22 protein-coding genes are annotated in these 26,666 nt (G+C 54.3%); 18 read left to right on the forward strand and 4 right to left on the reverse strand.

The genetic code is table 11. The annotated features are described in order from the left end of the window. The first annotated feature begins 27 nt into the window (after positions 1–27). A complete protein-coding gene (locus I5192_RS20055; protein ID WP_223118607.1) occupies positions 28–1,380 on the forward strand; it encodes an aminotransferase class III-fold pyridoxal phosphate-dependent enzyme in 1,353 nt (450 codons plus the stop codon). Between the two features lie 34 nt (positions 1,381–1,414). On the opposite strand, the gene hpaR is transcribed toward I5192_RS20055, so the two are convergent. After that, positions 1,415–1,855 (reverse strand): homoprotocatechuate degradation operon regulator HpaR, encoded by a 441-nt coding sequence (hpaR, locus tag I5192_RS20060; protein WP_170394006.1) that lies wholly within the window; start codon positions 1,853–1,855, stop codon positions 1,415–1,417. 105 nt (positions 1,856–1,960) lie between these two features. On the opposite strand from hpaR, the gene I5192_RS20065 reads away from it, so the two are divergent. The 15 genes from I5192_RS20065 to I5192_RS20130 all read left to right on the forward strand — a co-directional run bounded on the left by I5192_RS20065 (position 1,961) and on the right by I5192_RS20130 (position 19,975). Next, complete coding sequence (locus I5192_RS20065; protein WP_170422680.1) at positions 1,961–2,344, forward strand: 5-carboxymethyl-2-hydroxymuconate Delta-isomerase; 384 nt, start codon at positions 1,961–1,963, stop codon at positions 2,342–2,344. Between the two features lie 2 nt (positions 2,345–2,346). After that, a complete protein-coding gene (hpaE, locus tag I5192_RS20070) occupies positions 2,347–3,858 on the forward strand; it encodes a 5-carboxymethyl-2-hydroxymuconate semialdehyde dehydrogenase (RefSeq protein ID WP_223118608.1) in 1,512 nt (503 codons plus the stop codon). 51 nt (positions 3,859–3,909) lie between these two features. Continuing rightward, positions 3,910–4,761 carry a 3,4-dihydroxyphenylacetate 2,3-dioxygenase gene (gene hpaD, locus I5192_RS20075; protein ID WP_223118609.1) on the forward strand — a complete coding sequence of 284 codons (852 nt, stop codon included), beginning with the start codon at positions 3,910–3,912 and terminating at the stop codon, positions 4,759–4,761. 12 nt (positions 4,762–4,773) lie between these two features. Further along, positions 4,774–5,757, forward strand: a complete 984-nt coding sequence (gene hpaD, locus I5192_RS20080) for a 3,4-dihydroxyphenylacetate 2,3-dioxygenase (RefSeq protein WP_170663433.1) — start codon at positions 4,774–4,776, stop codon at positions 5,755–5,757. 63 nt (positions 5,758–5,820) lie between these two features. Beyond that, positions 5,821–6,675 carry a fumarylacetoacetate hydrolase family protein gene (locus I5192_RS20085; RefSeq protein ID WP_223118610.1) on the forward strand — a complete coding sequence of 285 codons (855 nt, stop codon included), beginning with the start codon at positions 5,821–5,823 and terminating at the stop codon, positions 6,673–6,675. Next, entirely contained in the window at positions 6,672–7,472 is an 801-nt protein-coding gene (hpaH, locus tag I5192_RS20090; protein WP_223118611.1) for a 2-oxo-hept-4-ene-1,7-dioate hydratase, read from the forward strand. Before I5192_RS20085 ends, hpaH begins: the two co-directional genes overlap by 4 nt. A gap of 12 nt (positions 7,473–7,484) precedes the next feature. Next, on the forward strand, positions 7,485–8,543 hold the full coding sequence (locus I5192_RS20095; RefSeq protein WP_223118612.1) for an aldolase/citrate lyase family protein: 1,059 nt from the start codon (positions 7,485–7,487) through the stop codon (positions 8,541–8,543). A gap of 218 nt (positions 8,544–8,761) precedes the next feature. Further along, positions 8,762–10,057, forward strand: a complete 1,296-nt coding sequence (locus I5192_RS20100; protein ID WP_223118613.1) for a tyrosine-type recombinase/integrase — start codon at positions 8,762–8,764, stop codon at positions 10,055–10,057. A 227-nt stretch (positions 10,058–10,284) separates the two neighbouring features. After that, positions 10,285–10,506, forward strand: a complete 222-nt coding sequence (locus I5192_RS22810; RefSeq protein ID WP_370644478.1) for a helix-turn-helix transcriptional regulator — start codon at positions 10,285–10,287, stop codon at positions 10,504–10,506. Next, a complete protein-coding gene (locus tag I5192_RS20105; protein WP_223118614.1) occupies positions 10,503–11,903 on the forward strand; it encodes a hypothetical protein in 1,401 nt (466 codons plus the stop codon). The genes I5192_RS22810 and I5192_RS20105 overlap by 4 nt, the downstream gene beginning before the upstream one ends. Before the next feature lie 3 nt (positions 11,904–11,906). After that, positions 11,907–15,098, forward strand: a complete 3,192-nt coding sequence (locus I5192_RS20110; protein WP_223118615.1) for a hypothetical protein — start codon at positions 11,907–11,909, stop codon at positions 15,096–15,098. Positions 15,099–15,156: 58 nt separating this feature from the next. Continuing rightward, positions 15,157–15,762: a hypothetical protein gene (locus tag I5192_RS20115; protein ID WP_223118616.1), complete on the forward strand. Its 606-nt coding sequence runs from the start codon at positions 15,157–15,159 to the stop codon at positions 15,760–15,762. Positions 15,763–16,116: 354 nt separating this feature from the next. After that, complete coding sequence (locus I5192_RS20120) at positions 16,117–18,762, forward strand: AAA family ATPase (RefSeq protein ID WP_223118617.1); 2,646 nt, start codon at positions 16,117–16,119, stop codon at positions 18,760–18,762. 335 nt (positions 18,763–19,097) lie between these two features. Continuing rightward, positions 19,098–19,670 carry an HGGxSTG domain-containing protein gene (locus I5192_RS20125; protein WP_223118618.1) on the forward strand — a complete coding sequence of 191 codons (573 nt, stop codon included), beginning with the start codon at positions 19,098–19,100 and terminating at the stop codon, positions 19,668–19,670. After that, positions 19,667–19,975: a hypothetical protein gene (locus I5192_RS20130; RefSeq protein WP_223118619.1), complete on the forward strand. Its 309-nt coding sequence runs from the start codon at positions 19,667–19,669 to the stop codon at positions 19,973–19,975. Before I5192_RS20125 ends, I5192_RS20130 begins: the two co-directional genes overlap by 4 nt. A 179-nt stretch (positions 19,976–20,154) precedes the next feature. Here I5192_RS20130 and I5192_RS20135 read toward each other — a convergent pair whose 3' ends face one another. From I5192_RS20135 to I5192_RS20145, 3 genes are all read right to left on the reverse strand, one after another. Further along, positions 20,155–20,988, reverse strand: coding sequence for a hypothetical protein (locus tag I5192_RS20135; protein ID WP_223118620.1), 834 nt, complete (start codon positions 20,986–20,988; stop codon positions 20,155–20,157). Between the two features lie 442 nt (positions 20,989–21,430). Then, entirely contained in the window at positions 21,431–22,204 is a 774-nt protein-coding gene (locus tag I5192_RS20140) for a DUF3800 domain-containing protein (RefSeq protein ID WP_223118621.1), read from the reverse strand. Positions 22,205–22,604: 400 nt separating this feature from the next. Beyond that, complete coding sequence (locus tag I5192_RS20145) at positions 22,605–23,144, reverse strand: recombinase family protein (protein ID WP_223118622.1); 540 nt, start codon at positions 23,142–23,144, stop codon at positions 22,605–22,607. A gap of 384 nt (positions 23,145–23,528) precedes the next feature. Between I5192_RS20145 and I5192_RS20150 the strand changes: the two genes are divergently transcribed. Both I5192_RS20150 and I5192_RS20155 read left to right on the forward strand, forming a co-directional pair. Continuing rightward, the gene (locus I5192_RS20150; RefSeq protein WP_223118623.1) at positions 23,529–23,777 is read left to right on the forward strand and encodes a hypothetical protein; all 249 of its coding nucleotides are present in this window, start codon (positions 23,529–23,531) and stop codon (positions 23,775–23,777) included. Between the two features lie 1,173 nt (positions 23,778–24,950). Further along, positions 24,951–26,438, forward strand: coding sequence for a hypothetical protein (locus I5192_RS20155; RefSeq protein WP_223118624.1), 1,488 nt, complete (start codon positions 24,951–24,953; stop codon positions 26,436–26,438). The last annotated feature ends 228 nt before the right edge of the window (positions 26,439–26,666 follow it).

A 26,666-nucleotide genomic window follows, 5' to 3' on the forward strand; every position in this document is an offset into this window, starting at 1 on the left:
AAGTGGACAACCCCGGAGAACCGCAACATGAAAGACTCCAACTTTCTTAAGGAGAACAACGCCCGCCATTTTTGGCATCCGATGGCGCACCCGGCTGACAGCCGGAACAACCCTCCGACCATTCTGACCGGCGGGGAAGGAGTTAGCATCATCGATGTGGACGGGCACAAGGCCATCGACGCCGTGGGTGGCCTTTGGAACGTCAATCTGGGCTATTCCTGCGATCCGGTGAAACAGGCGATCACTGATCAACTAAATGCGCTGCCGTATTATTCGACCTTCCGGGGTACGAGCAACGACAAGGCGATCGAGCTGTCTTACGAACTGGCGCAGTTCTTTGCCCCTGACGGGCTGACACGCGCCTTTTTCACCTCGGGCGGATCGGATTCTGTGGAAATCGCACTAAAGCTTGCGCGTCAGTTCCACAAAGTTCGGGGTGAGCCTGGTCGCACCAAGTTCATCAGCCTTAAGCAAGGATACCACGGCACCCATTTCGCTGCCGCTTCGGTTAACGGCAATCAGAAGTTCCGCGCCGTGTATGAACCCATGATGCCAGGCTGTTTTCATGTGCCTGCGCCTTGGACCTATCGCAACCCGTTTGACGAAACCGACCCTGAACGCCTGGCTCAGCTTTGCGTCAAAGCGCTTGAAGCCGAGATTGCGTTCCAAGGGGCCAACACGGTTGCCGCCTTCATCATGGAGCCGATTTTGGGCGCTGGCGGTGTAATTCCGCCGCACAAAAGCTTTATGCCCATGGTGCGTGAGGTTTGTTCGAAGAACGGTATTCTGCTGATCTCAGACGAAATCATCACGGCGTTTGGTCGAACCGGTAGTGAAAGCGGAGCGAGACATTGGGGCGTCCAGCCTGACATCATGACGACAGCCAAGGCGATCACCAATGGTTATTTCCCGTTTGGCGCCGCTATGATCTCGGGGGCAGTTGCCGAGGTATTTGAAAATGACACAACCGGGTTGGCATCCGTTGATCAGGGATACACCTATTCCGGTCACCCCGTCGGCGCGGCGGCGGCACTGGCGGCTCTTTCAGAAATCAATCGTCTGCGGATTTGGGAAAACGCTGCAGCACGCGGGGATGAGCTGTTCGAGGGCTTGAAGAAACTGGCTGAAAAGCACGAGGTGATCGGTGACGTACGAGGGGGCGAGGGCCTTATGTGCGCGCTGGAGCTGGTCTCGGACCGCGCAAGCAAGGCGCCGATTGCCAAACAACTGCCAATACAGGTGCAAAAGGCAGCTTATGAGGATGGTGTGATGGTGCGCGTATCTGGCAACAACATCATCATTTCGCCACCTCTGATTGTCACATCCGACGATGTTGCGAAGATCCTGTCAGCGCTGGATACAGGATTGTCGAGTTTGTAGTTGTCGCGCAGACCCCGCTTGCCAACTGGCGGGGTCAAACCTTAACAGCTTGCAGCTCTTCAAGCAGGTCCAGTAGCTCATCAAGCTTCTCTCGCCCCATCTGCGCCTCAATACTATTTGAAATGGCCAATGACGCTTGCAGGTTGTCTTTCAAAATCTGCCGACCCGCATCAGTAATCATCACCATCGTCCGCCTTTTATCCTGGCTGTCCTGACGGCGCGTGACCTGTCCATCGGCTTCCATGCTGCGCAATATTCGCGTCAGGCTGGGCAGCAACAGACAAGCTTCTTTGGCGATAGCGCTTTGCTCGACCTCGCCAAGCTCATCCAGTACGCGCAGGACGCGCCATTTTTGCTCGGATATCTGTATATCCTGCAGCATGTCCCTGATGGGGGCCATGATCGTTTCGCGGGCGCGCAATAATGCAATGGGAAGCGACCTTGAGGTGCTCTTGGTATGGCTTTGAGTGTTCATGCCGCCTTCTAGTGTGCTGCCCCAGGAAATGCAAAGATTAACAACGCAACTTCTTGACGACATAAGCTCATAAAGGTAAACATGTTAATTAATAACGGAGGAATCATGCCGCATTTTCACGTCGAATATTCCGGGAATCTGGAAGACAGGATCGACATGGGCGGTCTGTGCGATTGCATCCGTGCAACGGCCGCTGAGGTTGACACCTTTCCGCTAGCAGGCATTCGCGTCCGAGCGATCCGTGTTGATCACTATGCCATCGCAGACGGAAATCCAAAGCATGGGTTCATCGATATCTCGATCCGGCTGCGGGCCGGTCGTTCGCAGGCCGACAAGAAGGACGCAACGCAGCGCATCTTCGAGGCGGCCCGAACCTATCTGGAGCCCGCCATGAGCCAGCATTCCATCGCGCTGTCGCTTGAGATGCGCGACATCGATCCCGACCTCTCCCCCAAAACCGGCACGATCCGCGACCATCTGGAGGCCTGACCATGAGTGACCTGCGCAAGAATATTGAACGGCTTGATGGTTTCCTTGCCCGTTTCAAGAGGACTGGGATAAAGAACCGGATCGCAGGAGAAGATCAAGATGGGTCAGCAGGGGTGTTTCAGTCGATCTCTCCGGTGGATAAATCGGTGATCTGCGACGTTGCCCATGGCACGGCGGAAGATATCGATACGGCGGCACAGGCCGCGCATAATGCCTTTGCAGACTGGCGCGACATGCCCGCTACGGAGCGCCGCCGGATATTGCTTAAAGTTGCAGATGGCATTGAGGCAAGAGCCGAAGAGATCGCGCTGTGCGAATGCTGGGATACCGGCCAGACCCTGCGCTTTATGTCCAAAGCCGCCCTGCGAGGGGCTGAGAATTTCCGCTATTTCGCCGATCAGGTGGTTCAGGCGCGGGATGGTCAACACCTGAAATCACCGACACTGATGAACATAACCACCCGCGTCCCAATCGGGCCCGTTGGTGTCATCACGCCGTGGAACACCCCGTTCATGCTGTCGACATGGAAGATCGCTCCGGCACTGGCCGCTGGCTGTACGGTCGTCCACAAACCGGCTGAAGATTCACCGCTGTCTGCGCGGCTATTGGTAGAAATCGCGGAAGAAGCCGGTCTGCCCAAGGGTGTGCTGAACACTGTCAACGGTTTTGGTCCAGACGCAGGTAAGCGGCTGACCGAACATCAATTGATCAAAGCCATTGCCTTTGTCGGTGAAAGCCGTACGGGCAGCATCATTACCAAGCAAGGCGCAGATACGCTGAAACGGATGCATCTGGAGTTGGGCGGTAAGAACCCGGTCATCGTCTTTGACGACGCCGACATGGATCGCGCGCTGGATGCGGTGATCTTCATGATCTATTCGATCAACGGCGAACGTTGCACGTCTTCTTCGCGGTTGCTGGTACAAGATACAATCAAGGAAGAGTTCGAAGCCAAGCTGATCGAGCGCGTGAACAATATCAAAGTCGGCCACCCGTTGGACCCTGCAACCGAGATTGGCCCTCTTGTAACGGAAGAACATTACAACAAGGTCACTTCATACTTCGGCATCGCCAAGGAAGACGGCGCGACCGTCGCGGCCGGTGGCGTCAAGGTGGGCGAAGAGGGGTACTTCGTACGGCCCACCCTGTTTACTAACGCTAACAATCAAATGCGCATCGCACGCGAGGAAATCTTTGGCCCTGTCCTGACCGTGATCCCGTTCTCGACTGAGGAGGAGGCGCTGCAGATCGCAAATGACACGCAATATGGTCTGACCGGCTATGTCTGGACCAACGATCTGACCCGTGCGTTACGTTTCACGGACAAGCTTGAGGCCGGAATGATCTGGGTGAACTCGGAAAACGTGCGCCATCTGCCCACACCGTTTGGCGGGGTCAAAGCATCCGGTATCGGGCGCGACGGCGGCGACTGGAGCTTTGAGTTCTACATGGAACAAAAGCATGTCGGCTTTGCCACAGGCCAGCACAAGATCATGCAGTTGGGTAAGCTATAGCGGCCCCTCAGACGACAATCGCGCGAAAAACCTTAACTCCAGGAGGAGACCATGGGAGAAATCGTTCTTGCCGCCAAAATGACCCATGTGCCGACTCTGCTCATGTCCGAGCAGGAAGGCCCGGTTAAAGGCAAACGTCAGCCCGCCATTGATGGCCACCGCGAGATCGCGCGCCGCGCCAAAGCACTGGGGGCGACCACGGTGATCATCTGTGACACCCATTGGGTGATCAATGCCGGGTTCCACATCAACGCCAATGAGAAGTTCGAAGGCCTGTTCACGTCGAACGAGTTCCCGCAATTCATTCAGGACCTGCCCTATTCCTATGAGGGCAATCCTGAAATGGGTGATGCCATCGCAAAGATCGCGTCGGACAAAGGCGTCTACACTTTAGCGCATCACTTGGACAGTCTCGAACTGGAATACGGTACGCTGGTCCCGATGCGCTTCATGAGCCGCGAGCATGATATGAAAGTCGTCTCAGTCGCGGCCTGGGCCACGGTGCATAGCCATGACGAAAGCCGGGTAATTGGTGAGGCCATTCGTGAAGCGGTTGAGGCTAGCAATGAAAAGGTGCTGTTGGTCGCGTCAGGCTCGTTGTCGCACAAGATCTGGGCGAACAAGGATTATGCCGCCAATAACGGCACTTTCACCATCAGCTCGGAATTCAACCGTCAGATGGACTTGCATGTGCTTGAGATGTGGAAGAACGGCGACCACGCCACGTTCCTGAAAATGCTGGGCGACTATGCCTATTTCTGCTGCGGCGAAGGCTCGATGCATGACACGTCGATGCTCTACGGAGCGTTGGGTTGGGACGCCTATGACAAAAAATGCGAGGTTGTGACCGAGTATTTCCCAAGTTCCGGCACTGGTCAGACCAACGTCATCTTCCCCGTTTAACAGGAGGTTTCAATGCCCGTTCCAGCCCCCAACCTGTACCCCGACTTCAACACGATCCGGCTGAGCCATGTTTGCCTGAACGTCAGCGATCTTGTTGCTTCGCGCAAATTCTACTCGGAGATTCTGGGTTTGCAGGTCTCGGACGAAAGCGACACACATGTCTACCTGCGCGCTATGGAGGAACGTGGACATCACTGTGTGATCCTGCAGAAATCCGATCAGCCGGGCACCGTTGAAGTCATGGGTTTCAAAACCTTCGACGAAGAGGATCTGGATCGGGCCGAGGCGTATTTTCAATCCAAAGGCCGACCGACCTCATGGGTTGATCGCCCCTATCAGGGCCGGACTCTGTTAACCTCGGACAATTTGGGCATACCGCTGGAGTTCTATCACAAGATGGATCGCCTGGAGCCGATCCATCAGAAATACGCGCTCTATCGTGGTGTGAAACCGCTGCGGATCGATCACTTCAACTGCTTCTCAACCAATGTCGATGACAGTGTCGCATTCTACAGTGATTTCGGGTTCCGCGTGACCGAGTATACGGAAGACGAAGACAGCAAGAAACTGTGGGCCGCGTGGATGCACCGCAAGGGTGGGGTGCATGATATGGCCTTCACCAATGGCAAAGGCCCACGGATGCACCACGTGGCCTTCTGGGTGCCAACACCGCTGAACATCATCGATCTGCTCGATCTAATGGCCACCACCGGCTATGTGGACAACATCGAACGCGGCCCGGGGCGACATGGTATTTCGAATGCTTTCTTCCTGTATATTCTCGATCCGGACGGACACCGGATTGAGATTTATTGCTCGGATTATCAGACCGTTGATCCCGATCTGGAGCCGATCAAATGGGACCTGAAGGACCCGCAGCGTCAGACGCTCTGGGGCGCTCCGGCGCCGCGCAGTTGGTTTGAACACGGCACATCCTTTGTCGGTGTGGATGTAAACGAGCCAGACCTGTCTGCGTCTCCCATCATCGCACCGTAAGCAAAGTATGCTTGATTTAAAACATCTTAGTATGGGCGGGTTCCATAACGCCGAGGAGGCCTGATGCGCATTGCAACCTACACTGCCAACGGTGAAACATTTTTTGGTGCGATCACTGATGAAGGCGCGGTCGCACTAAACAGCGAGTTTGCCGAGTTCAAAAGCCTCTACGAGGTTGTCGCCGCAGGGGCGTTTGGCCAATTGATCAAGGCTGCTGAGGGAAAGCCGGTAACCCATACGGATTTTACCTTTGAGATGGTGATGCCGGATGTCCGTCGCATTCTGTGCGTTGGTGTGAACTTTCCAGATCGCAACGCGGAATACAAAGATGGCAGTGCCCAGCCGAAATACATGTCGCTGTTTCCGCGCTTCGCCAGTGGATTTACCGGCCATAATCGCCCTCTGATCCGCCCGCCCGAAAATCACACGCTGGATTACGAGGGTGAAGTGGCCATCGTGATCGGCAAAGCAGGCCGCCGGATTTCGCAGGACGATGCTTATGGCCATATCGCAGCCTTGACCCTGTGCAACGAAGGGACAATCCGCGATTGGGTTCGGCACGCCAAGTTCAACGTCACGCAAGGCAAGAACTGGGACAATTCGGGTGCCATCGGCCCTTGGCTGGTCCCGTTCACTGATGCCGCGCAACTGGATGGCGCCCACATTCAGACCCACGTGAATGGTGAGTTGCGTCAGGACGATACGTTGAACCGAATGATGTTTCCGATCCGGCGCGAGATTGAATACATATCAACCTTTATGACGCTTCAACCGGGCGATATCATCGTTACCGGCACCCCAACCGGCGCAGGTGCACGATTTGATCCGCCAAAATACTTGGCTCCCGGCGATGTGGTTGAGATATCCGTCGATGGGATAGGCACCCTGCGCAACACCATCGAGGATGAGCAGATATGACCCCTGAAGACCATGCGCGCGCTGCCGCCGATCTGCTGAACGCGGAAAGGACGCGACAGCAGATCGGTCTACTGACATTGGGGTATCCCGAAATGGCGATGGATGACGCTTATGAAGTGCAGAATGCCATCTATCGTGCCAAATTGGCGGAAGGGCGCAAGGTCATCGGCTGGAAGATCGGGCTGACCTCGAAAGCGATGCAATATGCGTTGAATATCGACATTCCTGATAGTGGTATCCTGTTTGACAACATGGCCTTTGAAAATGGCGGGACCGTTCCCGCAGGTCGTTTCATCCAACCCCGGATCGAAGCCGAGATCGCCTTTGTCATGAAGGAGGACATTGGTGGCGCGGATGTGAATCGCGATCAGGTTTTGCAAGCGACCGACTATGTTACTCCGTCCATTGAAATCCTCGACACTCGTATAAAGCGGGCAGACCCTGGGACTGGAAAGTCACGCACTGTATTCGACACGATCAGCGACAATGCCGCAAATGCCGGCATTGTACTAGGGGCGGAACGCCACCCAGCGGATGCGTTTGACCTGCGATGGGTAGGGGCCCTAACCTTCCGCAACGGTGAAATCGAGGAAACCGGCCTGGGTGCGGGCGTATTGAATGATCCGGTCGAAAGTGTGGTCTGGTTGGCCCGTCGCATGGCGCAATACGGCCAGAGCATTGAACCCGGCCACGTGATCCTGTCCGGCAGCTTCATTCGCCCGATCGAATGCCCATCGGGTGCGGAAATCCACGCCGATTTCGGATCGTTCGGATCCGTCGACATCAATTTTGCCTAAAGGAGCAGCGACATGCCCGCACCAAAGAACACCTTTAAGGCCGCATTAAAGGCTGGAAAGCCTCAGGTCGGGTGCTGGATCGGAATGGCCGACGCATATGCAGCAGAAATTTCCGCGACCGCAGGGTTCGATTGGTTGTTGGTCGATGGCGAACACGCACCAAACGACCTGCGCTCGACCCTTGAACAGGTGCGAGTGATCGAAAGTTCGGGCAGCGCGCCAGTCGCACGTCTACCGATTGGTGAGACATGGATGATCAAGCAATATCTCGACGCGGGTGTTCAGAGTATTCTGGTGCCGATGGTCGAAAGCGCTGATCAGGCGCGCGAACTGGTGCGAGCGGTGCAATACCCCCCACGCGGCGTCCGAGGTGTGGGATCATCCCTTGCGCGGGCTTCGCAATTTGCCAAAATCCCGGACTACCTCGATACGGCGGATGAGCAGATTTGTCTGCTGGTACAGGTAGAGAACAACGCGGGCATGGCCGCTCTGGACGACATTCTGACGGTTGATGGAGTAGACGGAGTTTTTATCGGACCTGCAGATCTGGCCGCCGACATGGGTCATATCGGCAACGCCGGGCATCCAGATGTTGTGGAGGCCATTGAAGACGCGCTGACCCGCATCGTCGCGGTAGGTAAAGCCGCGGGTATCCTAACACTGGACCCAGCAACGCAGCGTAGGTGTCTTGAGATCGGCGTGACCTTTCTGGCCACTGAAATTGACGTCACCCTTTTCGCAAAAAGCATGCGCGCAAAAGCGCAAAACGGCCTCGCGCTTTTGCCGCGACAAAACGCTATCGGATCGGCGACAACAGAAAATGCTAGCAAGTACTTACAGCAATTGTGCAAACATTGGTCACATAAGGGACAGGTCGAGTTCGATGCAAATACTGGAACCGTTTTTTTTGACAGTGGCAATGCCGTCGAACTAAAGGCGACGCCAGTAGCACTGGAAGTTCGCGCCTCGGCGCAGCCACGCGATGACCTGGACAGTTGGAAGACAGTGATTTCCGATCACCTAAAACGGTTTGCCTTTCGCGAAGAGTTTGAACTGAACTGGGATGACTAGCGACTTTTGCTAAGCTGGATATCGCAGAAAAACAAAGAGGCCCTTCAGGAACTTTGTTTTTGGTCGGAGTGAGAGGATTCGAACCTCCGACCCCTGCCTCCCGAAGACAGTGCTCTAAGTTATCAGGAGCATGCATTCGATATCAGATTGTTCGGTAACACTATGGAAAGCTTGACATTTTATACTTCATTGGTTCTCAAGGGTGATTAGGGGATATCATGAACGGTGCTGCCCCGGTGCTGCCCCGAGGGAGAAACATGAAAACCGAAAAGCGAAGATTAACCGATGCTTTGGTCCGCTCTATCAACCCAACGGAAACTCGCTCGGAGTTTGTCATTTGGGATACTGACGTAACTGGTTTTGCGCTTAGAGTTCGGGGCAAGAGCATGTCCTACGTCGTGGCATACCGTCCTGTAGGGCAAGGGCGTGCCGCCAACATGAAACGGTTTAAGATCGGTTCGCCCAATTCAATAACGAATGTCAAAGAGGCCCGGCGCATGGCCCTCGCTGTTCTAGGCCGGGTTGCTACCGGAGTGGACCCGAACGCTGAACGTGCAGAAGAAAAGCGTCGTACGCGCTCAACAGTGAAAGAAATGCTGGACCGCTACGACGAACACCTTGAACGCCGGGATTACGTGACCCGCACCGATGTCATCAGCCTACTCAGGCGACGGTTAAGGCCAATGCTTGGCCGCGAAATATCGGAAATCAAAGCATGGGAGTATGCGGAGATCATCGAACGTCTCGATAAGAAAAGCGGAGGCACTGCAGGCGGCACTTTCCGGACTCGTTGCTCGACTTTCTTGAACTGGTGTACATTCGATGCTCGGGTATTGGAAGTTAACCCCTTAGCTGGATATCGCCGCCGTCGCGACACCCGATCAGAGCGCGTAAAGAAGTCCGAGATGGGGCGAGCACTCTCCGACGCGGAGATTTGCACGATCTGGCAAACTGCGGACACGAAAATGTCTTTCGGTCGATTAGTGCGGTTTCTGATATTGACCGGGTGCCGTCGAAACGAAGGCGCGAAGCTTCTTTGGGACATGGTTGATCTGGATGAATGTCGGATAGAAATGCCGGCGACTTTCACCAAGCAGGCGAGAGGACACACGGTTTACGTATCCGACGAGTTGGCAAAAATGCTGGTTCCGCTCAAGGAAAACAGAGTCGTGTCCGATTTCGTGTTTCCTTCTCCACGAACCGGCGGCCCGATGTCCGGTTGGAGTAAAATTATGGATCCCGGTGACAAGCGAACTGCCGGCGGATCAAAACCCGGTGCGCCAGGCTTTGTAATTCGTTGCGGAGTTCAATTCACTTTTCACGACTTGCGACGCACATTTAGAACAGGATTGTCCCGCCTCAATGTCGATACGGAAATCGCCGAGTTAGCGCTGGGGCACGCCCGGTCTGATCTGGAGGCACGTTACAACCGGGATGACTGTGAGGCGGGTTTGCGAAGCGCGTTTCAAACTTGGGGGCAACACGTGGACCGCATCGTGACGCTTGGTAATTAACTTCAGCAACTTAGCATCTTAAACTGACATACATCTGACATACATCGTTGAAAATAAACGATAAAAATTGTTTTTACATTGACGCATAAGCACGCAAAAGCTATTAAATAGTAGATAACCTTGCCCCCGCCGCAATGGAACGGTCGGAACGGTGTAACGGATGGGATGCGGCAGCAAGGTCTTACCTGAAACGAGCGCACAAAGTGCGAGCGAAGAGGAAAGACCGCATGCTTGACTGCAATTCGTCACCTGAAATTCTTGATCTACAATCACTGCCGATCTCAGCGTTCGTTACGAGAGCGCAATTGGCTCCGTTTTTGGGCTTCTCGCTGCCGACTTTGAATAGATGGGCAAGCGAAGGAAAGGGGCCGCGTATCACTTATCTGGAGAACCGGCCCCGGTACCGTGTCAGTGACGTTTTGGCATGGATTGAGGAGGGGCGGAAATGAATACTCGTCTCAATCCTCTCGCCGGTCGTTACTTCAACGACCCTACACTGGCGGCTTCGGTTTCGTCGCTTGCTGAGGTATTCGCCCCGCCAACGGCCAACGAGCAATACGCATGGGCCCGGGCGAGCAATGAGCGTGCCGAAGGGCAGCGACTGGCAGATTTGTGGGCCGCTGCGGGCGACGATTTTGACAAGCAAGGCGCGGCAGTGGGTCAATGGAACCCGAACCAGTCTTACTACGCTGTGGACACCGCTGACGCGACGACGCGCCGCGGTCAAGACATTGCCGCCGAGACTTCTCGTATGAATAACGACGCTGACAATGTTGCGGCGCTAGAAGAAGCAAAGCTGGCCGCTTTGATTGGCCTCGGCGATACAGTATTGGAACACGGCGAAGCGATGGTAGGCATATCTCCGGAGGTCGCCGAAGCCTTGAATATTCCGGCTTTCCCATCCCAAACTGGCGAAGCGCTCGGCGCCCCAGCTCCCTTGCCGTCAGAAGACGAAGTCGAGGCGCGGTTGTTTGAGGAAGCCATTCGCGACGGTCTGTTTGATACCCAAGACTTGCTGGAAGAACGCCGGAGCGACGTCAATGTCGAAACGATCGAGACGCCAGACGGGCCTCGCATCGCAACCCGAGCAGATGCGATCGGCCAAGCCCCACACATAAATCGAGGCACCCAAGCCGCTCCGGAACTGGAGACTTATCGCACCCCGGACGGTCAGACCGGTACGGCCGAGTTTGATGTTGAACAACGACGTTGGGTCGATACGCAGACTCGAAGAGTTCTGCCAGAGGGTACCGTCACCGGCAAAATCAGCGATACGTCAGAAGGTTTCGGAGCGACAACTTCGAACGTCACGCGAGGGAATGCGATCATTGCAGAGGCCCAATATGGGCTCGAAAGAGTTAGTGCGTTCCGCGAACTCTTGGAACAGAACCCCGGCATTATGGGAATCCCGGGTATGATCCGTGGTCTTGCACAGGATGTGGTCGCCGCGGCGGACGAGGCCGGTGCAGCGTTTGGAACGATCGATTCCGTCGACGAGGCCCGAGCGCTGGCCGCTCGAATTGGGGCTTCGGGTGACTACGATCCGGCCTTCGCACAGGCAGCCGCTTATGCGTTGGAGATGGCATATCTACAGGCCAAGGCCCAAGACCCGGGCGGCGAGGTTAACGTCCGCGAATTGGAGCGGCAAATTGGCCTTTATGACGGCGGCATCGCGGGCAACTCAAAAGTTCTTGCAGTGCTGGATGCTCTGGAGCCGCAATTGCATGACCGGATGGCATACGGCGCGCAGCTACGCGGTGAAACGGCTCCAACAGCAGCAGCCGACACGGGTTCACCTCAGTCTTTGAGTGACGCCGATCTATTCCGAAAATACGGTTTGGAGTGAGATATGGCTACCTATGAGCAGCTGATGCAAGCGGCCCGTCAAGCAGATGCGGCCGGGGACAGTGCAGGAGCGAGAAGGTTCCTTGAAATCGCTGGTTCGATGCTCGGATCAAGCGACGCAACACCCGTATTACCGCAATCAGCACCGCCAAAGCGACGCCTTCCAGAGGGCAGCAGTGTCCTCATGGAAGATGACAAGGGAGGTGTCGTCTACGAGACGCCAAACGGGAACCGTGGATACACATCGCCCGGTTATTCGACCATAGATCCGGTGAAAATTGACGAAATCCTTGATGGGCAAGCTGCCGGGATCGACCGAGACACACTCGAAGCGATCATGGTCGATTATGTCGAACCAATTGTGCGCTACCCGACCCTAGCTATTGAAGGGGCGGCGGAAGGTGCTGGCAATCTCGCCGGGGTATTCGGGGATGCGCTAAACGCTTCTTCAATGTTGCCCAATCTCTTGCCGGGGACCCAAGGCAGTCGTCCAGTATCGCAAATCAAGAGTGACCCGAATGCGTCCGCATTCGAGCAAGGATTTGCCAGCAGCATAACTTCTCTGCCTGGAATTGGGGACGCGATTGATTATCTGACCGATCCAGTGGAGACAGACGAGGGTACAATCGTGCCCCGTGGTGGTGGTCAGAATATCAATCATGTGGCAGGAGAAACCGTCGATACTGCGCTTGGATCACTCTTTGAAATCGATCGTAACGGTCCACTTGAACCGCGTAATCGCGGAGAGCGCTACACCCGCAGGGTATTCGAGGAAATCGGTACGTCCGTTGGTCCTCTAGCACTCGGCACATACCTTGCGAAACGTGGAACCGGCGCGATCAGCCGTGCCGCTTCAAAAGTGGCGAACAAGGAAGTCGCGATGGCTGCGACAGCGGGTACCGGCGCGCAGACTGCAAACGAGATTGCCACTTCGGATGGAAAGGGCACATCGGTGTCTGACTTAGCTGGTTCCGTTGCCGGTTCTGCGGGAGTTCCGTTGGCCAACGCCTTAACCAGGCCACTCCGGAGAATTGCCGCCAGTGTAACCAGCCCACGGGTTGCAGACGATGCAGCGCGCCAAATGATAGCCGAAGACGTGATAGACGCCTCAACATCCGTCAATCATACTGGTCAACCCGTCGATACGTCAGATCTAGCCGATAAGCTGCGAACCAAGACCGAGCTGGAAAAGACCGTTCCGGGCTATCAGGCAAGTATCGGGGAGCGCACTGGTGATATCGGCCTCCAGACTTTCGCGGAGGATACGTCCGCGAACTATGCCGGAGCTCAGAACCGGCGTCTTAGAGACAACAACGCAGCCGTGAACGCCCGTGTCGATGAACTGGCACCATCCGGCGATCCCGCGCGCTTCCGAACCAATTTGGACCAAGGCATCGAGGCAGCACTAACAGATTCCATGCAAGCCGCCGAAAATGCACAGCGCCGTTTCGACGAAGCGTTGCAAGCCGTCACGCCAGAAATGACCGCTGCGGGGCGTGGCGCTGCTATCCGGGGTGAACTTCAAAATGCCCGTGACGCCGCATTGCAGGAAGTTTCTGATCTGATGCAAAGGGCCGAGAGTTCCGGCGAACTGGTGAACCTTTCGAAGCTGCGGCAACGATTTGATGATCTGACAGCGCGGCTAGAAAGCGAAGAATTGAACGCGGCTCGCCGTTTCATGCCGGATGAGGTGCAAACGGTTCACGAACTGGCACCGCCCTCCGCTGATGAAACCGATGAATTGGTCGGGTTGATCATGTCAGACGGTGCGGACGGATCGCCGGTCATGGGACCGGCCTCTCAGGTTGGCAGCGTCCGATCAGGATTGGCCGAAGCAAGGCGCAGCCCATCCACGACCCCCCAGCAAAGGCGCATGCTCTCTACCTATGAGAACGAAGCAGAGAATTTCCTGCGGGATGAGCTTAGCGGCGAGAGCATGGAGGCGCTCGACGAAGCCAGGCGTTTGCGGGCCGATGCTGGGCGCCGTTTTGAAGAACCGGATGCGATCGGGCGCACACTGGCGGAAACAGGCCGCGGCACGAGCGCAACGGATCTGCGGGGCTACCAGCTTCCGGATGAGGCAGTGCCCGGCCGGTTTGTACGCGCCAATGCGGGCGATACGGACTTTCAGCGTTTGATGGCAGAAGCCGGTGATGCGCCGGAAGTACGTCGAGCGCTTCAAGATCAACTCGTCGCAGAAGCGCAGCGGCGTGGTGCATTGAAATCTCCAGAGGCTCTGTCTCGGTTCTTGGCCGACTACAATGTACAGCTTGAGCAATTCCCGGAAACACGCCGAGCACTCGAAGAGGCAGGCGCGTCGAGCAATATGTTGGATAAAGCCACAAAGAATGCCGAAACGCTTCGGCGAGATATCACACCCGGGGGCAAGGCTCCGGAAGGCCAATATACCCGATTTGCACCAGAAGATGCCGTCGGCAGTATCAACAACCTGGTCCGCGGCTCTGACAGCGGCGGTGTCGCCGATCGAACGCGCCAGCTGATCCAACGTGCCGGAGGCACCGAGAAAGCGCGTCAGGACCTCAGAGCGGGTTTCTGGCAGTGGATCGACAGTAGCGGCGGGGGCTCCGGAAAAGGACGCTTCTCAGCGACTCTTGAAGGCGAACCGCGCTGGAACGCGAAGGCGATGGTCAACAATCTCAATGACCCGAAGGTGAGAGAAGTTGCCAAAGAACTTTGGCCCGGCGAGGAATTCCGCTCTTTCGAAGTGATTGAAGACATTTTCCGGCAACTGGAGGCCGCAACACCCGGTCGAACAGCCGCAGCCGGCCGATCTGGCACAGCTCAGTCTATGGCGCGGTTAGAGGCTCAGAGGGGCGCTGCGACCACAGCGAGACGAGCGTCTGCAGATATCCGGGCGGTTGGTCAGGGACGTATGGCGGTGCCTGTCGCACTCACTGGATGGGTTGCCGACGGCTTGCGCAATTTGAGTGTGAAAACACGTCGTATCGCGCTTGAAAAGCTCACGGCATCAGTCGCCAACGACCCGGATCTGCTCGCCAACATCCTGGAAGAATTCAACCCTGCAGAGATGGCATATTCGAGCCGCTTGATCACACAGAGATACGGTGTGCGGGCGTCTCAGGTTCTCGAAGTGCTTCGGCAGATCAACGAGACGCACCCGGACAACGTCGCCTCCGATGAAGACGAACTGCTCGATCTCATCCTCGCGGATTGAGTTTACTACAGGTAACAGATTGGAAAGGAAGACTATGGGACATTTATCGATTTCCCCCATGGAATACCCGGTTATTGGCGGCTCAACACTGGCCGAGATCGTCGAACGTTTTGAGCTTGGCCCAGATGATGAAGCGTCACGCATTGAGACTTGGCGCGGGTTCGCTGAAATAGCTTTGAGGGGTGAGGCGGAAAGGTCTGGGGCAAAGCCGACAGCAGACCTTGGCCCATTACACAAACTCGGCCATGAAGCGTTGGTCTCGATCATCGGAGAATGCCTCCGGCTCGCTTGGGAAAGCCATAAACCGCGGCGGAAACGTAAACGCGGCATCGATATCGCGCTCTGCTTGTTCGTGGTCTTTCTGGTCGTCGAGGAACGCAAGCTATACCCAGGAGCCAGCGACAATCGCGTTTTCACAAACCTGGCCCAGTTATTAGGTCCCGGGATCGAACCGGACACGATACGGGGCGCGTATAAGCGCGGCCTCCATGTCTATTCCACTTTCTACCGACGCGAAGACGACGCCTCAATTCTCGCGCTCGCCCATCTAAGAGAAACGTTTTTCGACGAGTTCTGGAACGCGCACAAGAGTTCCGAGAAATACCGGGAAGATCGTGCTTTTTGTCAAAACTCCGGACGCCGAAAACAGTGGTGGGAACAATGAATGGAGATTCGAATGGCAGAGGTGCGAAACGCAGTTATCCCTTGGCAAGAATGCCAGTTTGTATCACCAAGAAATGCGAGCCGCATTCTCGGGCTTCGACAAGGCGCGCTCAATGACCGGATTCGAGCGGGTGAGCTAGAAGCGAAAAGACTACCCGGTGGTCAGCAAATCGTAATCTCAGTCGAGAGCGTAACTCGTCTGGTAGAACGGTCCGAGGCCGTCCAGCTGACCGCCCGAAATGAGGCATAGCGTCAAAGAAAGACGCGCTCTTTCAGGCTTGTCGTCAAAAACAACTAGGGAACAAAGAAAAGGCGTGTCGCGTCGTTACCGCGAGCACGCCAGAAAGGTTTTATCGTGCAGGAACAATACAATACCGACGCCTTAGAAGCAAGCGCGTTTCCGATTTCTTATACCATTGTCGAGAACGCTCAAGGGGCTCTAACCAAGACCTATGAGGCTGATGAAACTGGTACGCCTAGAGCGGCCCACAGAGGCGCACTGTCACGTGGTATCGCTCGTTTGGAGAGCTCTTCGGGATCGGTAAACGATCATTTGGAACAGTTTGAAAACGTCCTGATCGATCTCAAAGCCAGTGAAGCGATTGTCACCGGCGTGCCCATTCTCGATGGGCTCGAATGGCGCTTGGGTACGAAAGCTGATGTCGAGAACGGCGAAGCCGAGATATCCCGTTCATCGAACTGCTTCGTCGCACTGCCCGCCCCTTCGCTCATGTGCCTGGATTTGGACACAAAGACTTATCCGGATGCTATTCACCAGAGAATATCAGAAGTGGGCGGCGTGAAGGCCGTGTTACAGTCCGTCTTCACCGGCTTTCAGGGAGCCGGTTGCCTTAGCCGACCTTCCGCTTCCACTGGTATTGAAAACCCTCTCACAGGGCACGAAACTGGATCAGCTGGCGAACACCTATACTTTGTCGCGGCGGATGGCTCCGACGTCAGCGACTTTGCTCAAAGGCTGCATGACAGACTTGTATTGTCCGGTTGGGGATGGGGTGAAGTTTCGAAGTCAGGGCGCGTGATGACGCGGACGCTGATTGATCGATCGGCCACTTCCCCTTTCAGGGTTGTGTATGAAGCGGATGCCATCCTTCGCGACATGCTTGAGTATAAGCAACCCCGCCGTGCGACTGTTTCCGACGGCGGTTTGTTAGACACAAGTGCTTTGACTGGTTTGAACGACGCAGAGACAGCAGCGCTCAAAGAAACCGAAGCCGCGATCAAAGACAGCAAGAAGGCCGAGGCCGCTGCTGTACGTCAGGAATGGAAAGAAGAGAGGCTCCGCTTGTCAGCAAGAGAACGTCCTGATTCTGCCAGAGCGGCGAACGAGATGGAACGCGCAGTCGAGAGCGATGAGCTGTCCGGTGAATTCGAGATCCAATTCGATGATGGCACGTGTGCGACCGTGTCGGAGATACTGGCTAACAGAAAAGCGTTCCACAAAAGGACATGTGCCGATCCTATGGAGCCAGACTATGGCGGAGGGAACAACATAGCTATTTTGTACACGGATCATCCTGCCCGGGTCTGGAGCCAGGCACACGGCGGTGTTGATTACCGCCTTGTCCGTACAGAGCACGATTTCTTCGAGCCGCTTCCAATTGAGCAACTCACAAGCGATGAGGCGATCCAAGAGATGTTCTCCGAGGGCGCTTCGAGTCAACGTGTTAATCACAGAAAGTTCCCCGATCTAAAGGGGGTCCGAACGATCCGTGACATCGGCCCGATCCCAAGACGCCAGCACCTAATTAAACCCCGATTGCCGTTGGCGGATGTTGTGCAGTGTATTGGTGAACCGGGTGTATCCAAATCGGCATTTGCGTTGAGAGACGCTCTTCTGGTCGCGTCTGGTTGCCCTGAGAAGTTGGGTATCGACCCGATCGAAGAAGTGCACATTTCGGGTCCAGCGCTAATCTATAATGCGGAGGACAGCCGTGATGAGATGGATCGACGCCTTACCTCGATAATGCGCCACCACAGAATCGAAGAAACTCAACACGATATTATTCTTTGGTCCGGATTGGATCATGGGAGCTTAAAGCTTCTACACCGGCCCAGAGATCGAGGGCCGCTCGTGCCTTCACCTGATGTAGACGAGTTGAAGCAGATTATCCGAGAACACAACGTGAAGCTGGTTTACCTTGACCCCCAAGTTGGTTTGGCGTCCGGGGCCCATGAAAATCACAGCGAAGACATGGATGCTGTGTTTCAGACGCTCGCAGAGATCGCGTCCGACTGCAAGATCACCATTGTTGTCATCCACCATACAGCCAAACATACGCGCGACGCGAAGGGTGATATGGGCGCCGGTCGCGGCTCTTTCGCGGCTGTTGCGAAGGTACGTAGCGCCTTTACTCTGGTCAATGTCACCGGCACAGGAGACGAAAAAGATTGGGGTGTCACGGAAGAAGACCAGTTAATTCGCCTCGACTACGCAAAGGTGTCTCACTCGCGCAAGCCCACAAAACCGCAGGTATTCAAACGAGCATCAATTTTGGTTGGAAACGGCGAAGGTTATGCGGAGGGCGATGCTCTGCCGATTGATGAGTTTATGAAGCTGCCGCATCAGGAGAGGCATCGCATCGAAGGTGACTATGCCCCGGTTCTTGAAGCTGTTGATCTAAGCAAATTGAAAGCCGCTGCCGCGATCAAGAGATCTAATGAAGACGACGCAATTCAAGTACGAGTTCGCGAGATAGCGCTAGAAGCTCTGCAGGGCAGCGATGTCGTAACGGTTTCACAGGTCGCCGGATATCTCGGAGAGCGGTTTCTATCGGATGGCATAACACAATCTGCGAGCCGTCGTGCAGTCGATCCTAAGTTGAGGATAGCGATAGCTGGGGGCGTGCGAACCGTCCGTGACGGGCTGAACGGCGTGTTGCAGCTCGAAGAGCAAAAGACCCGTCGAGGTGGAAAGCCCTCCCTCTGCTTGACTTGGACTCCGGACGTTCTGTCCGCAGATGAGGGCGGCGCGCATGGGTGATATAGGGTTTGAGACCAAGCGAGTTCGATACTTTGTGCCGATGCGCGCTAATCGGGTTGTAGCAATTTACGTCAATGGTAGTCCTGAACGTAGATTGCTTTTTACTATATATTTCAATATGTTGGCCGAAATTGTATGCCAATTGACGTTGATCCGCGATGTTAGTTGTAAATTGGTGTCATTTTTTCGTTTAAAAACAGCCAACTACACAATTGACGCAATTTACCCCCTACGGGGGGAACGGGCATGTAAATTGCCCGGCCCCCAACCCGGGTGTTTCGTGAACAACAAGACAAAATGTCCGGTTTTCGCTACTCCATGCGGGGGTACTTAAAATGTCGCTAACGAAGAAACAGCGAGATTTTCTAAACAGCGCGCATTTCAAGGAAGCTCGAATGCGGGGCTTGAAGAACGCATGGGCGAAACAAGCTAACGGTCCCAAGTGCGGAGCGAAGACTCGCGCAGATGGTGCACCTTGCAGAAAGCCGGTTGCCGAGGAAGGGCAACGGTGCCGCCTTCATGGTGGCGCAACGCCCAAGGGTAAAAACTGGCATCGCCGGCAGTTCCCGAAAAAGGGCGCCCCGCTCTCGAAGCTACAAAAGAAACTCAGCGAATTGAAAAGACGGGACGGGAAAGCCGAAGAACGCCGGGCCGCGATGTCGCCGGAGGAACGCGCTACGCATGAAAAGAGGCGCAAAGCGAACCGACCAGGAACGCCGACGGAACGGCAACAAGCCCGAGACGGCCGAAAAGCCAAAAAGCTGATTGATGATCTCCGGCAAAACAAAAAACCCGACAGTGGTGAGATCAGCAAGTTGGAGGCACATATCCGAAAGCTGGAAGGCCAGGCTCAAAAACTGAAACTCGACCAATACGACGAAGACGAACTGCCAGAGGTGTTTAAATGACCGACAGAGACGATATCACGCCCGAGGAGGCGCTGACCCGGACGCAGGTGCGGATCAAGACAGAGGGCCTTGAAGCGGCTACAGACGCCGCCTTACAGCTCCTGAGAGACCCGAAAGCACCCGCACAGGCCAAGAGCGCCACGATCAACGCCATATACCGCGCATCGGGCCTCTTTGGCCGCACAGATGACGAAACACAGCCAGAGCCTCATGAGATGACGCCTGAACAGCTTCAACGGCATATTCGCAACATGGAGCGGTCATTACGGACCGCGGCGACTGGCGCTGATGGAGTGTTTTCGTAGCTCAAGCGGAATGAACCCTCAGCAGACAACTAGCTTACTGCGGCCTTTCGCTCGTACGGTCACTCACGAACCGCATATTCGGGGCGTTCAAAACCAAGCGGTAATTGGCAGGTGAGCGGCCGAAGCAGTCTTTGCGCCTGCCGCTCATCTGGTCTCGAAGCCTTAGGGACGCTGAGCCATTATACTATCGCGGTGGGCATCGACTGCGCTTCCCCGACCGATGTCAAATCTCTCGTTAGTTCCCGGCCAAGATAGCTCCGGTAGCCATCAGGTTTCCCCAAGGTTCGGGGTTTTGTCAATGCAAGCGGTCGCAAGCCAAAGCCATCGGCTATGGCGAGTTGAATATCGCCGTCGATTGTACGGCTTTCTTTATTTGATATGCGATCTTCAATTACGTAGCGAGGTGCACGTGCAATAGGGCGGCCCGGTACTGCCTCACCGGCAAAGGCGTCCGAAATTTCATGCATTAGCGCTGCTCTATCGTCCCCAAGATATACAAAGTCGTGAACTTTTAAGTCTTGGTGACCTGTTAGCCGAAACTCAAACACACCCTGAATTAGTTCTGGGCGCAAAACGAAAATCTCCAATCGCCGCTTGTTGTGGCAATAGCCAAACAACGCCACTTCAAAAAGCGATTTATGCTCTGCTACCAAACTGTATTCTCGGAATGTCAGTTTCAAATACGCTAAAACCTGACGGGCGATGTCCTCGATTGAGGGAATATAGGACGTTTCCGATGTGAGATTTGATAGTAACATCGACAAACCAAGATAGGCGTTTTGCCCCATAAGCGTGCTGCCTGCAAAGCAGTAGCCAAGCGTATGAACGAAATAGGTCTCACTAAAAAATCCATCCGTTTCAGGCCGTCGGCAGATTATCGGAAGCGATAAGATTTTCACCGCATCGGTAATGAGCTGACGACCGCGTTCCCCGGACACGCAGCTGTCGGCAGCGGCCCAGAGAGATGGATTATTGTCAATTTCATCGTTACGCCAAATGGCAATCGCAGTCATGGCCTCTCCTTTGCCTCGATCAAGCAACCAGAAAACCCGTCAAGCCACAACCGAGGAACAACAATCGGTGAGCGAACTTTTCAAATGAAGCTGTCGGAGTGGGCAAGGAGCGAATAAGCTGAATGATCGCAGCGGGCTAGATGCGGCCATACCCTGCGATGCCTCTGATTGGTCGAATGAACCCAATGCCGCCATTACGGTCGAATTAGGATGATACTAGCGCACTGGACAGCTAGGGCTCTGAACCAAACCTTGTCAGTTCGCACTTGCTTAGGAATAAGTCGTTTGCTGCACGAAGCGCCAACAACTACTCTTTGAGCATAGCTCATTGAAAGTGGTGCCTTGAATTTCTGCATGGGAGGAAAGGACTATCAGTCCACCTCAGAACTCAGCATCAAGGCGGAGCATCCAATGAGGCGATGTCGAGGCCGATGAAATCCGGCTATTGGAGCTCTTCCATAATTCGGTCGTAAAGGGTTTGATATTCAGCGTGGATCTCAGCCTTTTCGAGCCTATGGACAACGCCAGGGTGCAATTTGCTTCCTATGGGAAGTGGATCAAGAACTGGGTCTGCACCTCGCGTCCACGAATCATCGTTTTTCAGTTCCCACTTTCGGATCAACCAAGCCAACATGTCTGCCATTTGAAGAGCCGGATAGTCGTTATCGGAAGCAAACTCGGGAAGGCTGCATGAGAAGCCGGAGTCATAGGATGAATACCAGCCTTCAAGTGCGTTCCAATTTTCGAGTAGCTTCTTCGCCTCAGTCCTATCGTCAAAAACGGGTGTTAACGGACCTGTAACCCCAAGTTGCTCACCCATAACAACGATCCCAGCCAGTGATCTTTGGAATGCAAAGGAGTATGGGTTGCGAATTAGTCTCTTGAACTTCTTCGCATGCTTTATGTGGCTCATAGGCCACTTGATCGCTTCCACGGCCGTCTTGTGATCTTCCAGATTGAACGACAATGCGCAAGTGAAGCAATCGGCACTTTCGAACGCATGATAGAAGCTAACGAACAAGTCGACCTGAGCCTCCGAGCGCATAATCTCACTCGCTTTAAAAACTTCCCCCCGATCACTTGGTATAAGGGGAAGAAGTTTATTCCAGTTAGCTACTGCGTCGCACTCCGCATTTGTCTGGTCATTGAAAATAACCCCCGCTAGGACGAATTTTCGATTGCAGATGCTTTCGTCGAAATAAACCTTCCAGCTCATCGGACACGCCGGTTTGCGCAGTAGATTACCCGATCCGCGAGGTTGTCGGCAATTGTGCGATCACCGCTTCTTACTTGCGGGCAAATTTCGTAGCGAAAGTCTTTGATGTCGTGATCGCGAAACTTAATTGCATCGCCTAGAGGTCTCTTCATTCCGAGTGCCCCCGTCCTTGAATAAACACTGCTAATAGTTGATTATTTTGTATCGCGGTAACTTGTGCGTCAACGACGGCTTAAGTTGGGCCGCGATGCAGCGATGAAAAAAAATGGTATCCGCGGTAGGTCGTTCGCGAAACTTTGCAATGTTTGTTTGCTGCGCACAGCAATCATTGGTGGCGACTTGTACTGCGACCACTGCGCAAGACGGTTATTTGGCTATATCTGTCTTCTACGAAATAAGGCTATTCGTTTCGCAAAACCCGATAAACCGAAGCCCGCCCAATCCCAAGCGACTTGGCTATCTCCGTCGCGCCCAAGCCCTGTGCATGCATCTCAGCGACCTGTTCACGGTCTATCGTTGCTCTACGCCCCTTGTAGACGCCCTTGGCCTTTGCACGCGCGATACCTTCGGCCTGCCGTTTGCGGATCATGGATCGTTCGAATTCGGCAAAGGCGCCCATCAGATGCAGCTGCAGCTTTGAGAGCGGATCGTCCGCATCGGGTGAGAAGCGCAGCCGCTCTTGCATGAATTCAACCGTGACGCCCTTGTCGTTTAGTTCGTCAACAATGCTCTTAAGGTCGCGCAGATCCCGGGCCAAGCGATCGAGGCTGTGAACAATCACCTCATCGCCTTCCCGGGCAAAGTCGATCAAGTCTCGAAGCGCTGGCCGATCCCTGTTCGCTCCACTCAGTTTCTCTTCAAAGATCTTCTCGCACCCCTCCAACTCTTGCCGGTCCAAGTTCTGATCTGTTGTGCTTACTCTGCGATAACCGATTTTCATTTCCACACCGTGTCCCGTTTGGTTCTAGACTCGATGTAAGAATCACTTCGATAATTACAAGACATTTATATGATACATTTTTAGTGTCTCACCGCTCCGTTTTGGTGGGGTGTACCCAAACGAGACCAGTGCGTAGCAACTTTTTTCAAAAAACTTTCTGCCCATGTGTACGGCGTTGTCTGCCGGTTTGTATTTAGTTGTCCGGTCTGTCGGTCAGTTCGAAGTACAAATTTCAGTAGCGTATCCGTTTGGTGGGATACAAACGCAATACAATGTCTGCTTTGTATGTCGCTGTAAGCTATTGCCAACAAACAACAAACTACATGACTTGAAGGTTCTCATCTGTCTAAGATTCACACACAGCAACAAAATTAGGAGAACCGAATGCCAGAAAATGAAGAGACTTATTTCCGCCAGGCGGTTGCTGGAGCACGCGCCTTCAAAGAAACCGAAGAGACGGAATCGTCGCTAGAGTGGATCGACGATCTAGAAGGTATCGCGATCAACGGAAGTCACGAGTACATGATCAAATCCCTCAGAGAGCTAGACAGGCTTGCAAAATCTGAGAACGAAGAGATCAGTGCGAAGGCGAAAGAGGCGCTCGAATTAGCGCTCGAATTGACCAAGGTCTAGGAGGCTCCGGCTTCTCTTACAGCGTGCGGGGCCCGGGAAATTCGGACCCCGACCCCTGGGGTATAGACCAATTTTGCGCCGAAAGCCTGCGCACCGGCCGCGTAGAAAAATGTATGGATCTGGAACTTTCAAAGCTCTTCAGACTGCACCGCCTTTAGCGACCCTCGCCTTGTGTACCGCGAGGCTGTTTTCAAACGTGGTTATGTTGTTTACGCTTTCCTCAAAGCGCTTCTTGAAATCAAGATATTCGGAACAGCGTTTGCCGTTATCGCGACAGTCTATCATTAGCTCTTCGCCGATCTGGTATTCCCTCGTCAGCCGTTCGTTTGTGCCCGTACAGGCTGTGAATGGTAAAAGGATTAAGATAGACAAGGCTCTCAACATAGCATCCTCCGAAATGGGGTATTTTTCCAGTCGCGAACTATCAGGGTCCCTATTAGAGCGGGCTAAGAAAAAAAACTGCAGCAAAAACCGGGGAAAAGGAAGCAGCTTGCTCAACCGCATTGCGAAATTCCACCCAAGCTCAATTCGACCGTTTAGTTCGCCGAGCAAATAACGCCGTGTTCTTGAGTGCTAGTTCAGACTTTCGTCACGCCCCAATAAAGGTCAGAAACGCGGACTTTAACTGCCGCTGCTCCGATGTCGGCTTTCAGATTGGCAAGGCAAAATCGGTCGATTTGGCCTTGGTCATAAACTCCGGGCAAAACTTAGGGGCCCAGCATCGCCGAGGCCCTGAAACCAGCAGCTAAGTTTGTCCATAGTCAGGATGCGACGGGCGGCCGTAACCGCCCGTGCAAAAGGCACTTACTTTTTGTGGACATGCGCCGAAGAAGAGCGCACAACCCGAGACACTGGGTTGTTGGAGCGGTGCGATTGCACTTGCTTACTCTGCGCATAGTGCTTCGCATAGTTCCCGCCGAGGCTTGTGGTCGCAGCCGTCGCCAAACTTACGGCAGCCTTTGCTACCGACTTACTTCCCTTTGAAAATAGACCCATTTTCTCCTCCTGGGTTAATTTGTTCGGAGGCGTCATTGCCTTCCGATAAGCCTTTTTTGCATGGGCAAGTTTGCGAGTAAGCTCCGTCACCGCTTCAGAAAATGGAGTGATCCGGAGTTGACGGGAGAGTTGGGTAATCTGAAATGGACCGGCGTGTAAAAGGAGGCTGGAACAGAGATGCAGAGCTATAGAATTGAAGGTTTCAAGGCGCGAGTTCAATGGGCGATGATGAACTTGGGTGCTGCCAGCGACATTCTCAATGATCTAGACCTGTTTCGTTTGTCTAAGACAAAGGAATTCTACAGCGCTTTGGAGTACGTAATGAAGGGATCGGTTCCGTCAGAGACATTATTCTACGACATCTGGGGTGGACGGGAACCGGTGCCCTGGCTGCTAGTAGACGCCCTGCTAGAAATCTTCCCTTCTGCTGAGAAAGAAATGTTCACGACGAAGCACCTGTCGGATTTTCATGATCTGACAGCAGAGTATGAGTCAAAGGTTGCTCCATGGTTGCTCGCGACCGACGACGTGGCCTCGGAGCGGGGGCGTTTGGCTCGCGCCGCCAAGGAGTACTATCAGTCCGTCGATGAAGCGCCGGAAGGAATTCCTTTAGTCGCGAAGAAAGGGTGGTTGCTCGAATGTCCGATCAGGCTCAAGGAGCCCAAGGCAGACGAACAGGCCCTTCCGAGCCTTGCAGGCGAAGTTGCTGACGTAGTCGGCTCTCCGCTTTGGCCAGGCGGACCGGACTACATGGCACTTAAGACTAAAGCGATCAAGATCCGGAAAGGGATGAAAGCAGAGATCACAAACGGCATAACTTTCAGGCTTATCGATTTCGAGGCGAAGGAAGGCATGCCAGAATTCACGTTCTCTGAGGGCTACTACTACAATTACGTGAACACCTTGGAGGTTCTGGCGGCCGAGTTCGCTCTCCACCAGCGCTCGCCAAACACCCTAGGGAAGCGCGGATCGCCAGAACAAATCTTCCACCTGAATCAGCGCTCCGCGTTTCCGGGGGTTAACTGTCTGCTCATCGTGAAGAACTTTGAAGGCGACCGTGAGTCCACAACGACTCAGTTCATTCTTCACGAAAGAACCCAGAATACGATGGAAGCGCAAAACACCATGCACGTAATACCTGCCGGGGGACACCAGCCTCACAGGCAAAACTACGGTACTCCGATAACACGGTCGATCTGGCGCACGGCCGTGCGCGAATTCATCGAAGAGTTGTTCAACAAGGAAGAGCTATCCGGGATTAATACCAGCGGGATAGATTTCTTAAAGCATCCCGATGTCGCTCCGTATGTGCGCACAATCTTTAAAACACCCGGCTGCGCTGAAATCTACTATCTTGGAATGGGCTTCGACCCCCTAACCACAAAGCCGGAAGTACTAGTCTCGATCATCATCGACTGGAAAGCCATCACTCGCGCGCGTCCGGCTCTGTCGAAAGGCAACTTTATCAAGAGTATCGAGCAAAACTACGAAGGTGGTACGGTTCACCCGGTGCCTTTGTCTCCTGAAAATCTTGTGCGGGAAGCCAAACAGGGACGTTACGGCAAGCCAGTGTTGCCAGCGGGCGCTGCATGCATGATGCAGGCCGCCCAACCAGGCTTTTTGGAGAAGATGCTTAACCTAGACGTTGAGCGGCAGAACGATTGATCGAAAAAGCAACTCGGCTTCATTTGCCCACCTTTGGCAAATCGGAAGTTCGCCGTTCCGCAGCATTCAGGTCAGATATGGGTTCGTGGCAGACTTGCGGCAGTGCGGCATGGCCTTTAGGCTTTCAGATGATCATCAAATAGAATTGAGAGATTGCTTAATCCTCAACGCCTCTGAAACTGTTCGGCTGAATCAGCCCGAAACTGAGAATAACTTTCGAGAAACCCC

This window comes from Ruegeria sp. SCSIO 43209, assembly GCF_019904295.1.
Classification (GTDB): domain Bacteria; phylum Pseudomonadota; class Alphaproteobacteria; order Rhodobacterales; family Rhodobacteraceae; genus Ruegeria.